The sequence below is a fragment of the Mycobacterium kyorinense genome (assembly GCF_001672775.1).
In the GTDB taxonomy this organism is placed as follows: domain Bacteria; phylum Actinomycetota; class Actinomycetes; order Mycobacteriales; family Mycobacteriaceae; genus Mycobacterium; species Mycobacterium kyorinense_A.
This window is the reverse complement of record NZ_LZKJ01000108.1, coordinates 55,814-68,718: the sequence shown is the minus strand read 5'-3', so window position 1 is coordinate 68,718 and position 12,905 is coordinate 55,814. Positions and strand designations below refer to the sequence as shown.

15 protein-coding genes are annotated in these 12,905 nt (G+C 67.2%); 7 read left to right on the top strand and 8 right to left on the bottom strand.

Annotated features, from left to right (window positions below; all coding sequences use genetic code 11):
- Positions 1 to 29: 29 nt before the first annotated feature.
- A complete protein-coding gene (locus tag A5707_RS11475; RefSeq protein ID WP_065014590.1) occupies positions 30 to 1,232 on the bottom strand; it encodes a DUF5631 domain-containing protein in 1,203 nt (400 codons plus the stop codon).
- Positions 1,233 to 1,324: 92 nt separating this feature from the next.
- On the opposite strand from A5707_RS11475, the gene A5707_RS24135 reads away from it, so the two are divergent.
- Positions 1,325 to 1,468, top strand: a complete 144-nt coding sequence (locus tag A5707_RS24135; RefSeq protein WP_197495313.1) for a hypothetical protein — start codon at positions 1,325 to 1,327, stop codon at positions 1,466 to 1,468.
- Here the strand turns inward: A5707_RS24135 and A5707_RS11470 are convergent.
- The 5 genes from A5707_RS11470 to A5707_RS11450 form a co-directional block, all read right to left on the bottom strand.
- A complete protein-coding gene (locus A5707_RS11470) occupies positions 1,465 to 1,776 on the bottom strand; it encodes a DUF2694 family protein (protein WP_065014589.1) in 312 nt (103 codons plus the stop codon). The two genes, A5707_RS24135 and A5707_RS11470, sit on opposite strands and share 4 nt — an antisense overlap.
- Entirely contained in the window at positions 1,773 to 2,090 is a 318-nt protein-coding gene (locus A5707_RS11465; protein WP_065014588.1) for an ESX-1 secretion-associated protein, read from the bottom strand. The genes A5707_RS11470 and A5707_RS11465 overlap by 4 nt, the downstream gene beginning before the upstream one ends.
- A gap of 50 nt (positions 2,091 to 2,140) precedes the next feature.
- Entirely contained in the window at positions 2,141 to 3,310 is a 1,170-nt protein-coding gene (locus A5707_RS11460; protein ID WP_065014587.1) for a DUF4226 domain-containing protein, read from the bottom strand.
- 72 nt (positions 3,311 to 3,382) lie between these two features.
- The gene (locus A5707_RS11455) at positions 3,383 to 4,201 is read right to left on the bottom strand and encodes a C40 family peptidase (protein WP_065014586.1); all 819 of its coding nucleotides are present in this window, start codon (positions 4,199 to 4,201) and stop codon (positions 3,383 to 3,385) included.
- Entirely contained in the window at positions 4,198 to 4,980 is a 783-nt protein-coding gene (locus A5707_RS11450) for a helix-turn-helix domain-containing protein (RefSeq protein WP_065014585.1), read from the bottom strand. Before A5707_RS11450 ends, A5707_RS11455 begins: the two co-directional genes overlap by 4 nt.
- 142 nt (positions 4,981 to 5,122) lie before the next feature.
- Between A5707_RS11450 and A5707_RS11445 the strand changes: the two genes are divergently transcribed.
- Positions 5,123 to 5,536, top strand: a complete 414-nt coding sequence (locus A5707_RS11445; RefSeq protein ID WP_065014584.1) for a WhiB family transcriptional regulator — start codon at positions 5,123 to 5,125, stop codon at positions 5,534 to 5,536.
- A gap of 97 nt (positions 5,537 to 5,633) precedes the next feature.
- Entirely contained in the window at positions 5,634 to 7,013 is a 1,380-nt protein-coding gene (locus tag A5707_RS11440; protein WP_065014583.1) for an acyl-CoA dehydrogenase family protein, read from the top strand.
- 4 nt (positions 7,014 to 7,017) lie between these two features.
- On the opposite strand, the gene A5707_RS11435 is transcribed toward A5707_RS11440, so the two are convergent.
- Both A5707_RS11435 and A5707_RS23275 read right to left on the bottom strand, forming a co-directional pair.
- On the bottom strand, positions 7,018 to 7,698 hold the full coding sequence (locus tag A5707_RS11435; RefSeq protein ID WP_082969410.1) for a hypothetical protein: 681 nt from the start codon (positions 7,696 to 7,698) through the stop codon (positions 7,018 to 7,020).
- A gap of 1 nt (position 7,699) precedes the next feature.
- A complete protein-coding gene (locus A5707_RS23275; protein WP_082969409.1) occupies positions 7,700 to 8,533 on the bottom strand; it encodes a type VII secretion target in 834 nt (277 codons plus the stop codon).
- Between the two features lie 137 nt (positions 8,534 to 8,670).
- Between A5707_RS23275 and A5707_RS11425 the strand changes: the two genes are divergently transcribed.
- From A5707_RS11425 to eccE, 4 genes are all read left to right on the top strand, one after another.
- Positions 8,671 to 9,660: a pirin family protein gene (locus tag A5707_RS11425; protein ID WP_065014582.1), complete on the top strand. Its 990-nt coding sequence runs from the start codon at positions 8,671 to 8,673 to the stop codon at positions 9,658 to 9,660.
- Complete coding sequence (locus tag A5707_RS11420; RefSeq protein WP_065014581.1) at positions 9,657 to 9,998, top strand: GNAT family N-acetyltransferase; 342 nt, start codon at positions 9,657 to 9,659, stop codon at positions 9,996 to 9,998. The genes A5707_RS11425 and A5707_RS11420 overlap by 4 nt, the downstream gene beginning before the upstream one ends.
- Before the next feature lie 166 nt (positions 9,999 to 10,164).
- Positions 10,165 to 11,493 (top strand): type VII secretion-associated serine protease mycosin, encoded by a 1,329-nt coding sequence (gene mycP / locus A5707_RS11415; protein ID WP_419866420.1) that lies wholly within the window; start codon positions 10,165 to 10,167, stop codon positions 11,491 to 11,493.
- A complete protein-coding gene (eccE, locus tag A5707_RS11410) occupies positions 11,490 to 12,878 on the top strand; it encodes a type VII secretion protein EccE (protein WP_065014580.1) in 1,389 nt (462 codons plus the stop codon). Before mycP ends, eccE begins: the two co-directional genes overlap by 4 nt.
- The last annotated feature ends 27 nt before the right edge of the window (positions 12,879 to 12,905 follow it).

Genomic DNA, 12,905 nt, shown 5'->3' with positions numbered 1-12,905 from the left:
TGCAAGTATGTGATCGCCTGCAATTAGCGTCAATTCAGGGATTGGGGCCTGGTGGTGTTGAGGGCCTGATACCACGCGAAGTGGTAGTTCGCCGTCAACCGGTCACCGCTGGCGATGCCTTCGGTAGCGGCCAGCAACAGGCAATTGAGCAGCAGCGCGTGGTCGACGTGCGGGTACTGGGCCAGCAGCTGGAGGCGCGCGGTGTCGAGGTGTTCTCGCAGTTCGTCAATCTCGGGTTCCAGGATGCCTGTTCGGGCGGCGCCTGCCTTGGCCAACGTGTGGACGAGGTGGGGCAGACCCTCGCGCCAATGCGTCGCGCCGCAGAGCAACCAGCCCAGATCGTCGACGGGTGGTAATCGGCGAGACTTCAGCGACGACGCGGTCGGGTCGAATTCGGTTGCCCAACCGAAAGACCAACCCAAGTGGTCGCCGGGGGCATAGGTCACCGAGACCGTCGTCGGCCCCAAAAGTTCTGCCGCGCTGCCGGTGCGGCGCTGCGGGGGCAGCAGCCGGACGTCGGCCGGCACCGCGATTCCTGGCGGTATCCAGCCATGGGCGATGTCGGTGGCGACGACGGTGGTGCGGTTCTCCCGGTCGCCGGCAGCCCAGCGCAATCCGGGTTCTTGGCGGGCCATGAACTCCACGAGGCGCTGCAACCGGTCCTGATCGGATTCCGGTTCGCCGCTGTCGGCGTCCCCCGCAGCAGACGGATCTGAAGTCCTGCGCGGGAAGCTCGCCGGCCGAGTGGACCGATACGACTCGGGCGGTGGTCGATCGGCGAGCGGGGCGGTGATGATCGGCAGCTGCTGCGTGTCGTCGTGGCTTGGCCCGTCGCGGGGTTCGGCCGCGACGGGCGGCAAATACTGGGTGGGCAGGTCCTGCACAGTTTTGCCGAGTCGGCGAAGCGCCGCCGCCACCCGCTCGACGGCAACGCCGCGGGCAGTGTCGACGACGCGGGATTCTGCAGCCTGCAGCGCCGGTCCGACGATGCCGGCGCGCCTGATGCCGCGCAGCTCCTCGTTGGCCGAGCGGGCGATCCGTTCCAAGTCGGCCCTGAGATACCGCGCGACCGCGGCATTTTCGGGCGTAATGGTCGAGAGCTCGGCAGGCCAGAGACCATCGGTCACCCATGGCGTGCAGTCGACGGCCGAGCCGAAGGCCGGGATCGCGAGGGATTCCCGCGCAGCTCTTCGAAGGCGCCGGCGCGCGGTGTTCCGACCGAAGATCGCCACCGGCTCAGCGTACCGTCGTGCCCAGGTAGTCGCCCTGCCGTCCTGGCAGGCGGTGAATTGTGGGTGCGGTGTGGCGGACGTAGCGTGGGGCCATGGCTGATTCTGCGTTGCAGCTGGAGCTGGACGAAGTACGCCTATTGCTGGGTCGTGCGCGAGAGTTGTTCGGCGCCAACCCGATCGAGCCGCCTACCGATATCGCGCCGCACCCCGACACGGCCCGAACCTGGCGTGGCTAGTCTCGCGGGTTCCGATGGCGCAGCCGATGCGCCACCAGCTTTTCGATCGCCGCGTCGAGGTCGCCGGCCGTGGGGACGCCGGCTGACGGGCTGTGGCCGGCGGCAACGATCTCGCCGCGCACTTGCAGTGAGGCCTTGAGGTAGGACACGTCGGCGGCGAGCAAGATGGCTTTCGCCAGGGTTTCGGCGTCGGTGTCCATCGCGGCGGCGCTGAGCGCCAGGCTGTGCAGGTATCCGCCCCGGCAGGAGCGGACGAGGACGTGTCCGCTGGGGTGCACGGTGTCGAAGGCGGGGATGGCGTTGCTCATCGGTCGTCGTCAGCGAGGTTGGCCAGTTTTTGCGCGGCGTCGGCCTCGTGTTGTTCCCAGAGGTTCGCCGCTGCGCGCAGCGTGGCTGCGATGTCGGCATGGTCGTCGGCCTGCTGTTGGTAGCACTGCCGCCGTTGGTCGAGCAGCTCGCGTCCGGCATCCCGCAGCTTGCCGAATACGGGACCCAGCGAGTCGAGGCTTTCCTGGATCGCCGGATGCGACGAGGGAATCGTTCGCAGATACTCGGCGATCTGCTCGTGGTGGGTGGCCGACTGCCGCAGATTCGCGGGCTCCACGTGGATTCGATCTGCCATCCGGTGTCTCCTGTTGACGTGCCGGGCTTGGGATTCCGGCGGGTGCTTCACTATGTGGCGGCCGGCCGGGTGGGTACCGGTGTCTCGGTAGTCGGTGCTGCGGTGGCCGGCAGGGGTGCAGGCGGGTGCTGCCAGCCCAGGAAGCTCGGCCCGTTGACGGTGGAGATGTGTTGGATCTGGCCGTTGAGAAGGGCCTTGCTGTTGCCAAGGGCAAGCGCATGACGGTTGGTGAACATTCCGATGTCGCCCGGCGCCAGCTGCGTCGCGTCGACGGGCTCGACGACGGCGGTCCCCGGCGGCGGAATGGTGATGCCCTGCTGGCGAAACGCGTCCGGGATGGGTGTCCCCCCGGCTGCGGCCTTGACCGCAGCGGCAAGCTGTGGGCTGGCCGCGGTGACCGTCTCACCGGTGGGCAGCGTGATCGTGGTCGGCCCGGGTGCCGGTGCCGGTTCTGGCTTCGGCGTTTCCTCCGGTTCGTCGGCGGGCGCGTCCCGGGGCTCTTCGTCCGGGCCGTGGTCTTCGTTCGACATCAGGTCGTCGTCCGGTGTGTCGTCGGGAGGCTGCGGCGAGCGCTCGGTTCCCGCGTCGTGCGGCCCGGGCAGCGGTAATCCGCCCGGCATGCCCCAACCAGGCATCGCACCCCCGCCCAAGCCGGGAATGGTTGGCATCGCCGGGGGCATCGGCGTCGACGGCCATGGTGCTGGCGCCGGCTCCGCTGACGAGGCAACGCCGGGATCGTCAGCGAAGAGCGAATCCAGCAAGGGGTCGATGTCGGCGTCTGCCGTTTCGGCGCTGTCGGGCGGTACAGCTGCGGGCGCCCGCGCCGACCGGCCGTCGCTCGGCTCGTCGGTGCTTGCCCGGGAAGCGTCGTAGAGCGACGTCCAGGCCGCCATCAGCGCTGACTTCGACGTGTCGTCGAGGTTGGCGTTGGCCACCACGGCGCGGATGTCCCGGAGCTTGCCGGCCAGAAACCGCTGGAAGTCACGCGCTCCGGACGGGGTGTCCAGATCGGTTCGGGTGCGCACGGCCGTCTGGATCTCCTGCTGCAGGTTGTCCAGCCCGGCGCGGCCCTCCACCGTCTTCAGGTGCGCGTTCATGATCGCGCTGACCACTTGTAGGTCGAGCTGAGCAGCTGTCGAGTTCTGATGTGCCAGAAAGGATTCGGCGTCTCTGATGGCATCGGCCGCCTCGCCGAGGTTTGGCTGCTGCAGCCCCTCCATGCGGCGACAGTAGCCAGCCGCATCTCCGCCGACAATTCACTTCAGCTGGCTGACCGGTCGGGCGGTGTTCGCCTAGGACAGCGGGCGTCTGATTTGCACATTGCTGCCCAGCGGGCTGATTCGCACCGCGGCGCCGGCATGCGGCGCTTCGACGACGAGGTTGTTCCCGAGGGCCATCTGCACGTGCCCGGCATGCGGGAAGACCAGGTCCCCCGGCCTCACCTGCCCCCGTGGTACCGGGATCCCCTCGTGTATCTGCTGATACGTGGTGCGGCTTAAATGAATTCCGGCCTGGTTGTAGGACCATTGCATCAACCCGGAACAGTCGAACTGGTTGGGGCCGGTGGCGCCCCAGACATACGGGCGGCCCAGCCGCGACAAGGCTGCCCGCACAGCGATTCCGGCGCGGCCGTTCGGCGACGACAGGCGCAGCAGGCCCGTGGCGCGCCGCCGCGTTGCTCGGTATCGCAGCGCGCGCAACACCGCCAGGTGTCGTCGTGCCCGAGCATGGGCGCCCAACACATGCATCCGCTGAGCGCGCAACCTTGCCACCCGGCGGCGCAGTGCCTCCCGTTGTGCGATCGGGGTGTCCGGTGTGGCCGCGGCCTCGGCACGGGCTTCGCCGACGACGCTCCCGGTCTGGCTGCGGGCAAAAGCGTGATCGCGATGCGCCCCAGCGATGAGGGCTGCCGCGGCGGCGTCGATGCGGGCGGCCGAACGCAGTCCCTCTCGGCCGCTGCGCAGCGCCAGCCGGTAACCGTCGTTGACGGCCGGAGTTGGCTGCGGCAACCCGTCGACGTGAGCACTGTCCAGACTCAGCTGCGGGGGCTGACGGGCGGCGGCGAACAGTCGATGAGCACGACTGAGCAGTTCCACTTCGCTCGGGCTCACCGCCTCCCCTCACCGCTGCTCGGATCCGCCGGTTCCGACGGGAAGATCGTGTCGGCGAAGGCCCGGACCCGAGCCAGCGCGCCCGGCGGGATCACGCCCCGATTCCGGATGCCCCACATTTCTGCGCCGGACACCCCGAGCAACGTCGCGATGACCGGCTCGGGCAGCGACGACCGCGCGCAGGCCTGGTCGAAGCGCGCACTCAAGCTTTTCGGCATGCGCTGCAAAAGCGCGCTGCGAGTGGCTTCCAAAGCCTGCAAATGCTGCATCAGTCGGTCCGCCGAAGCACCGCCGGCGTTGACGGCCACCCGCCAGGAGTTGGCCGCCAGCAGCTCCGCCTTCACACACTGGCCGATCACAGAAAGAATATACGTCTCATATTCGTTTGATGTCACGGCAGGCAGGCGTTCGATGACCGAGTTCAGCGCATCGAGCTGCGCTTCCGCATATCCCTCGAGCACTTCGGTATCGCCGTGGCGGTCCACCACGATCGAATCCGCGGACTGAGTGGGCATCGCCTCGGGCGGTTGGTCTGTGAGTAGCCGGCCCAGTTCGGCCTCTGGATCCTGCGCCACCACCAACCGGGAGTACGTGCCCGGCGGCAGCCCCAGCCCGTTTTCAACCTTTTGAACTGTGCTTTTGTGGGGTTTTCGAGCGCCACGCTCCAGGTAGCTCAGGCCCATGATGCTGACCCCGGTCTCAGCGGCGAGGTCGGCCAGTGACCAATCACGCGATTCGCGCAGAGCTCGGATGACCGCGCCTGCCGATTCGCGGCTCACCGCAGCGCTCCGGCCATATCCGGATACTACACAGACCACTGCATAACGCTGAATTTATCTGTTTCTATCGCGTTTCCTTGCGCGATCCCGGCGGGCATGTATACGCTTCCGCCTACGTTTTAGCCGCAGAGGAGGCGCCTCGATGGGATACCCATGCTCAGTCAACCCCGATCTATGGTTCGGCTACGCCGACGACGACGGCGGCGACGGCGCCGCGAAGGCGCGGGCGTATGAGCAGTCGGCCACCGAAGCGCGGCTCCAGTGCCTGCGCCGCTGTCCGGTAGCGCAACAACGACGGTGCGCTCGCTATGCCATCCAGCACCGCGAGGAGTACGGCGTGTGGGCCGGCGTCAAGCTTCCCGGCGGCCAGTACCGCAAACGCCAACAGCTCGCCCGCGCCCACGACATCCTGCGCCGCATCGCGGCCGGCGAGATCACCTCCAGGCAACTGCCCGAAAACGCTGCCCTCCTCGAGCGCCGCGAGCGTGACTCCGTTGCGACAACCGCCACGGTGTTCCATCTGCCGGCCTCCCGCGGTCCGCAGTCGGCCGCCTGACCGATCGCGTTTGAGCTGGGCCCAAAGCGGCAACAGTCGGTTCGGACGAGGTGATCGGCGACATCCAGCCGAACGCTGTGATCGCAGGGGCGCATTGATGAGCTTCGACTTGACACCGACGGCGGCGCAACACGACCTGGCGCAGCGCACCCATGAATTCGCCGAATCGGTGATCCGCCCGGTCGCACTCGACTATGACCAGCGCCAGGACTTTCCGTGGCCGGTGTTGGAGGAGGCTGCCCAGCAGGGTTTCTACAGCCCGCTGTTCTACCGCGACCTCATCGGTGATCCGACCGGTATATCGTTGCCGATGTTCATGGAGGAACTCTTCTGGGGTTGCGCCGGAATCGGTTTGGCGATCGTCATGCCGGCGCTGGCGCTGTCGGCCATCGGCCAGGCGGCGTCGCCCGAGCAGATGTTGGAGTGGGCACCGGAATGCTTCGGAGAACCCGGTGACCTCAAACTCGCGGCCCTGGCCATCTCCGAACCTGAGGGGGGCAGCGATGTGCGCAATCTGCGGACCACGGCGCGGCGCGACGGCAGCGACTGGATCATCGACGGCCACAAGATGTGGATCGGTAACGGCGGTATCGCCAATGTGCACGTCGTCAACGCGGTTGTCGACGAAGAACTCGGCCACCGCGGTCAAGCGTTGTTCGTGGTGCCGGGCGGCACACCCGGGCTGGAGTTGGTGCGCAAACTCGACAAGCTGGGTTGCCGGGCGTCGCACACCGCAGAGCTACGGTTCGACGGAGTCCGTATCCCGGAAGCCAATCTGCTTGGCGGGCAAGACAAACTCGAGCACAAGCTGGCCAAGGCACGTGAAGCCGCCGCCGGCGGTAAGCGGTCCAGCTCGGCGACGTTGGGTACTTTTGAGCAGACCCGCCCGATGGTGGCCGCCCAAGCGATCGGCATTGCACGCGCGGCGCTCGAATATGCCACCACCTACGCCACCCAGCGGGAGGCGTTCGGCGGTCCGATCATCGACAACCAGGGCATCGCGTTTCCGCTGGCAGAGATCGCCACCCAGATCGATGCCGCCCGGCTGCTGACCTGGCGGGCATCCTGGATGGCGGCCAATGGGATCCCGTTCAACCGCGGCGAGGGTTCGATGTCGAAGATGGCGGCGAGCGAAATCGCAGTCCGTGCTACCGAGCGTGCCATCCAGACGATGGGCGGTTGGGGATACATCACCGACCACCCGGTGGAAAAATGGTATCGAGATGCCAAGCTGTACACCATCTTTGAGGGCACCAGCGAGATTCAGCGGATCGTCATCTCGCAGGCGCTGGGCGCATCGGAAGGCGCGCCGCCGCTGCATTTCGAGATCGAGCCGTCAGGCGGTCCGCTGAATCGCATGTTTGGCCGCGGCACTCCGCTGCGTTCGCGGGCGGCCAGCGCCGCACTGTCCATGCAGGACCGGATTCCCGAACCGGTGAAACGCATCGCGATGAAAGCGCTCCGCCCGCCGCGCTAGACGGTCAGCATTCCCACACCGTGCACAGTTGCGGATTCATCGCCGCGAACACCTCGTCGTCGCTGATGTCCGGCCAGGCGACCGCCGGTGCGCCGGTCGACCACACCGTCAACTCGGTCACCGCACTGCCCACACTGGCCAGATACACATGCGCACTGGTCTGCTGTGCCGGGACGTCGACGGTGGCCGCCGTCTGGCTGCACCCGCCACGCTGACTGCTCGGACAATGCGAGCGCGGAGTGGTCACCTTCACCTGTGTGCCCGGCGCTGTGGAACCGCAGTGGCTCAACGTGTTTTGCAGCGACGTGAACAGCGCGTCAGCGGTTTGCCCCATTCGCCAGGTGTCACCCGGATAGTGAACAATCTGCTGCTGCACTGACCATTCGCCTTGGCCCCTGTCGACGCCGGCGCGGGCGGCCTCGACACCGGCGGCAGCCACCAATCGGTGATCGGGAGCGTCGACGCGGCACAGCTGCTCGATCCGAAAAGTATTGTCGGCCGGTCGTTCCGCGATACTCGCCAAGCTAGGCCAGTGCTGAGTAGCGTCCAGCGGCAGCTGCCCGGCGCTGATCCACGCAGCAGCGGGCACTGTGGTCGCCGCCGCGGCCACGGCCGGCGCGGCGGCCGCGCCGACGGTCAGGCACAGTGTCAGAGCCGCGGCGCGTCGAAAGTTTCTCGGCCACATCTCAATAGCCCTGGGGATCGGCCTCAACGTTGGCCTGCGGAACCTCTGCAGCCAGGTTCGACCCGTCCCGATGAACGCCATAGCGTTCCATGACGTAGTTCATCGACGCCGCGATATTGGCAACGGGGTCATAGATATTGTTCGACGTTCCCGGCTGATGGTATTGCGCAAACGTGCCCGGGACGCACTGCGCCAGACCTCGCGAGCAGCCATTCCCGTAGCCGTCGGAGGCATGGTGGGTCGAATTTGGCGGTTGTGAGTTGACGTCCCAATCGTTGACCGCATTCGGGTCATAGCTCGACTCGCGGAGGGTCATGGTCGTGTACCCGTCCATCCAGCGCTGCCGCGCCGCGAGGTCGGTGATGCCGAGCTTGTCGAGAGCTTGGTCGATGTAGTCGCGGGTGGCTTCCGGACCGGCTGCGTTGCTGGTCTGGTCATAGTCCACCTGATCCACCGGGATCGGCGCCGGCTGACTAGCGGGCGGACCCGGCACAGATGTCGGCATTGGTGGAGTAGCGCTGTCGTTGCCGTCGATCTCGTGGGCGGCCTTGTCCAGACCGCCGCGCAACTGCTCGTCGGCATGCTCGTATTGCTCGGCCGCTGCTCGCAACTTCTCTGCCAGCTGAGAAAAGTCACTGCTCACCTGGTTGCAGGCATTGTCGATCGCCGTCGCTGCCTCCTGGCAGACAGCACCGCTGTGAAAGCCCCGCATATCGCCGACCAGCTCGCTGAGCGAGGGACCCAAACCCATTCCGGAGAGGTCGCTGCTCACTTGCGCCAGCACAGACCCGGTCGACCGGAGAACCGCCGGATCGACACGCAAGCTTTGCGCCATATCAGGAAATCCTATGGCATCTCAACGCCCCGCCCCGACACAAAAAGACCACCCTGGCCAGCGCACCGGGGCGCAGTGTCCACCCACGGGTAGTGTCGAGGTATCGGCCCGTATCGCCAACGCACGAACGGTGAACGATGAGTAACCTGGAGACCGCGCCGGCTGAAATTGCCTGTGCCGCTGAGCAAGTCGCCGGCGTGGAGGTTTTGCACCCGCGCGAAGTCCCGCTCGGCGGGCCGCGAGCGATCCGAGTCCGGCGCACCATCCCGCAGCGGCAGCGCTCGCTGATCGGCGCCTGGTGCTTCGCCGACCACTACGGACCGCACGATCTGCGTCACTCGACCGGCATGGATGTACCGCCCCATCCGCATACCGGTCTGCAGACGGTCAGTTGGTTGTTCAGCGGCGAGATCGAACACCGCGACAGCGCCGGCGTGGTGGCCCGGGTGCGGCCGGGTGAACTGAATTTGATGACGGCCGGCGCAGGCATCTGCCACTCCGAGGTGTCGGTCGACCCCGCCGCGGCGCCGATTCTGCATGGCGCCCAACTATGGGTGGCCCTGCCCGACTCCGACCGCGACACCGCCCGCGATTTCGCCCACTACGTGCCCGAAGCCGCCTTGCTGCTCGGCGGCGCCGTGCGGGTTTTTCTCGGCGAATTGGCCGGCAGCCGCTCCCCGGTGCCGACCTTCACGCCGCTGCTGGGCGCACAAATCGACTTAGACCCCGGTGCCACGGTGGCGCTCGACGTCAACCCCGACTTCGAGCACGGCGTGTTGTGCGACCAGGGTGTTCTGGACATGGCCGGAATCGGCCTTAACCACGCAGACCTGGGCTATCAAGGCCCGGGTTACTCGTCGCTGCAGCTGCGCAACGCCAGCGATCGGCCGGCCCGCGCGCTGCTGTTGGGCGGCACGCCGTTCACTGAGCAATTGGTGATGTGGTGGAACTTCGTCGGACGCAACCACGACGAGATCGTCGAGTATCGCCGGCTGTGGGAAGCCGCGGATTCACGTTTCGGCGCCGTCCGGGGTTACCAGGGCTCGCCCGAACGTCTGCCCGCGCCTCCGCTTCCCAACGTGACCCTCCGGCCGCGCCCGCTGCCGGACAGAAAGGAGCATCGATGACCGCCGACAAGACCGGCGCCCCGACCACGGTCAGCGCCGCGGACGGCAAGTACACCATCGCCGTCGACGGCAAGACCGTCGGTTACGCCGCCGTCGCCGACCGCGACAACCAGCGCGTCTTCTACCACACCGAAGTCGACGACGAATTCGGTGGCCGGGGCTTGGCGAGCATCCTGGTACGCGAAGCGCTCGAGGCCACCCGCGCCGACGGCAAGCGCGTCGTCCCGGTGTGCAAGATGGTGGCCGCAGTACTCAAAAAGCACTCGGAATTCGACGACATCGCCGACCCCGTCACCCCCGAAATCGCGCGGTGGGCCGATCGCCTCGCGAACGGTTAATCGGTCCTTTCCCGCCAAAAAACCGGAACCAGCGTTGTCTGGGCCGACTTAGGATTACCGGGTGCCTGCACGCCGTCACGGGGTGAGACGATGTTGCTCGACCGGCGGCCGGCCTGACCAGGCCAGTAGGCGAAAGGGGCAGGTGATGGTGCGGCGTATCGCCGTAATGGTGGCGGCGTTGGCACTGGGGCTGCTGACTGCACCGCCGGCCGTGGCGATCGCACCTCCCGTCATCGACCCGGGCGCCATGCCGCCAGACGAGACGGGGCCGGACCTGCCGATGGAGCAGCGCCGCATCTGCTCGGCGCCGACGTCGTTCCCGGATGCGAAGTTCGCCGACGCGCCGTGGGCCAATGACTACCTGCATGTTGCCGAGGCGCAGAAATTCGCCACCGGCGCCGGAGTGACGGTCGCGGTGATCGACACCGGCGTCAACGCCTCGCCGCGAGTGCCCGCAGAACCGGGCGGAGACTTCGTCGACGCCGGTGGCAACGGGCTGTCGGACTGTGACTCGCACGGCACCTTGACCGCCTCGATCGTGGCCGGCCGACCCGCTCCCACCGACGGTTTCGTCGGCGTGGCACCCGAGGCGCGGCTCCTCTCGCTACGACAGACCTCAGAAGCGTTCCAGCCCAAGGGCGCCCAGGTCGACCCCAACGACCCCAACACCACCCGGACGGCCGGGTCGATCCGCAGCCTGGCCCGCGCGGTGGTGCATGCCGCCAATCTGGGCGCCAACGTCATCAATGTCAGCGAGGCGGCCTGCGTCAAGGTGACCCGGCCCATCGATGAGTCGACCTTGGGCGCGGCAGTGAACTATGCGGTCAACGTCAAAAACGTGGTGATCGTGGTCGCCGCCGGCAACACCGGCCAGGATTGCACCCAAAATCCGCCGCCCGATCCGTCGGTGCCCAACGATCCGCGCGGCTGGAAGCAAGTCCAGACGATCGTCACCCCGGCGTGGTATGACCCGTTGGTCTTGACGGTCGGAAGCATCGGTGAGACCGGAATACCGAGCAACTTTTCAATGCACGGACCATGGCTGGGCGGCGCGGCGCCGGGCGAGAACATCATCGCGCTGGGCTACGACGGCGCGCCGGTCAATGCGCTGCAAGGCCAGGACGGGCCGATCCCGATCACCGGCACATCGTTTTCAGCGGCGTACGTGTCCGGGGTGGCGGCGCTGTTGCGGCAGCGGTTTCCCGACCTGACGCCGGCGCAGATCATCAACCGGATCACCGCCACTGCCCGACACCCCGGAGGGGGAGCCGACGACATTGTCGGTGCGGGTGTCATCGACCCCGTCGCCGCGCTGACGTGGGATGTACCGGCCGGTGCCAAGACAGCTCCCTACAACGTGAAGCCGATCCCGCCGCCGGTGTACATCCCGCCGCCGGACCGTGGCCCGATCACGATCGTGGTCGTGGGGGCTGCGGCGCTGGCGCTGATCATGGGGCTCGGCGCGCTGACCCGACGAGCGTTGAAGCGCCGATGAGCAGCGCAGTGTCTTTGCGGTTCACCAGCGGCCACGCCTTGGTGGCAGCGGCGCTGGCGCCGGCCTGCATTGCGGCATTCATGAGCCTGGGCTACCTGTGGGCCGGAGTAGCGCTGGCCGTGCTGGTGGTGCTCGCGGCGGTGGTCACGATCCGTGGCAGGCGCATAACCGGCTGGATCGCGGCGCTGAACTCATGGCGGCGCCGACACCGCAGCGCTCCGAATCCGCCGTCAGAGCCTGCGGTCGGTGCCACGGTGATGCCCGGAGATCACGTGGCTGTGCGGTGGCAGGATGACCACCTGGTATCGGTCATCGAGTTGATCCCGCGGCCATTCACGCCCACGGTCATCCTCAACGGCGAGGCCAAAACCGACGACGTGGTGGACACCGAGTTGGTGGAGCAACTGGTGGCCGCGCACTGCCCCGACCTGGAGGCCGACGTGGTCTCCGCGGGATACCGAGTCGGCAAGACCGCTCCGGCCAACGTGGTGGGTCTGTACCAGCAAGTGATCGGCCCCTATCCGGCTCCGGCAAACCGTCGGACCTGGATCGTGCTGCGCGCCGATCCCGAGACGACTCGCAGGTCCGCGCAGCGCCGCGCGGCCGGTCTCGCGGGCCTGGCCCGGTATCTGGTCGCATCGACGACGCGGATCGCCGATCAACTGGCGAGCCATGGCATCGACGCGCGATGCGCACGCAGTTTCGACAGCTTCGACCAAGCCACCGAGATCAGCTTCGAACGCGAAACGTGGTCGGCGATCAAGGGGCGCAGCGCGTTCACCGCGGCCTACACCGCGCCGGGTGGGCCAGATGTGTGGTGGTCGGCGCGCGCCGACCACACCATCACCCGGGTCCGTTTGGTTCCGGGCATGGCGCCGCAGTCGACCGTCTTGCTGACCACGTTGGCCAATCCCAAGACACCGCGCGGCTTTTCGTGCCTGTTCGGTGGGCAACGCGCCGCGATCCTGGGCCAGACCCCGGTTAGCGACAAGCACTACCAACTGCCGATCGGGTCGGCGGGTGTCCTAGTCGGCGAGACGACCGAGCGTTACCCGGTTTACATGCCGTTCGACGACGTCGACGTGAGCATCAACCTCGGCGATGCGCGACTTTTCACCCAATTCGTGGTGCGCTCGGCCGCGGCCGGGGCGGTCGTCACCCTCGAACCGCGGTTTCGCGAGTTCGCCGGCTACGTCAACGGACGGATCGGTTCGGTGAACAAGGTGGTGTGGCCCAACGCGACGACCTACCTTGGCCCGCAGCGGGGTTTGAGCAGGATCATTCTTCGCCACAACTTCATCGGGACACCGCGCCACCGCCAATTGCCGATCCGGTTGATTCACCCGCGCGAGGAAAGTCGCTTCCAGACCGCGCTGGAGAGTTAGCTACCGGGCGTGCTGGACGGCGCATTC

Coding starts and splice junctions, on each gene's coding strand:
- A5707_RS11460 (WP_065014587.1), bottom strand. CDS start 3,310: ATGGAGGGGCTGCAGCAGCCAAACCTCGGCGAGGCGGCCGATGCCATC.
- A5707_RS24135 (WP_197495313.1), top strand. CDS start 1,325: ATGGCTGATTCTGCGTTGCAGCTGGAGCTGGACGAAGTACGCCTATTG.
- A5707_RS11440 (WP_065014583.1), top strand. CDS start 5,634: ATGAGCTTCGACTTGACACCGACGGCGGCGCAACACGACCTGGCGCAG.
- A5707_RS11465 (WP_065014588.1), bottom strand. CDS start 2,090: ATGGCAGATCGAATCCACGTGGAGCCCGCGAATCTGCGGCAGTCGGCC.
- A5707_RS23275 (WP_082969409.1), bottom strand. CDS start 8,533: ATGGCGCAAAGCTTGCGTGTCGATCCGGCGGTTCTCCGGTCGACCGGG.
- eccE (WP_065014580.1), top strand. CDS start 11,490: ATGAGCAGCGCAGTGTCTTTGCGGTTCACCAGCGGCCACGCCTTGGTG.
- mycP (WP_419866420.1), top strand. CDS start 10,165: ATGGTGGCGGCGTTGGCACTGGGGCTGCTGACTGCACCGCCGGCCGTG.
- A5707_RS11435 (WP_082969410.1), bottom strand. CDS start 7,698: ATGTGGCCGAGAAACTTTCGACGCGCCGCGGCTCTGACACTGTGCCTG.
- A5707_RS11425 (WP_065014582.1), top strand. CDS start 8,671: ATGAGTAACCTGGAGACCGCGCCGGCTGAAATTGCCTGTGCCGCTGAG.
- A5707_RS11445 (WP_065014584.1), top strand. CDS start 5,123: ATGGGATACCCATGCTCAGTCAACCCCGATCTATGGTTCGGCTACGCC.
- A5707_RS11420 (WP_065014581.1), top strand. CDS start 9,657: ATGACCGCCGACAAGACCGGCGCCCCGACCACGGTCAGCGCCGCGGAC.
- A5707_RS11470 (WP_065014589.1), bottom strand. CDS start 1,776: ATGAGCAACGCCATCCCCGCCTTCGACACCGTGCACCCCAGCGGACAC.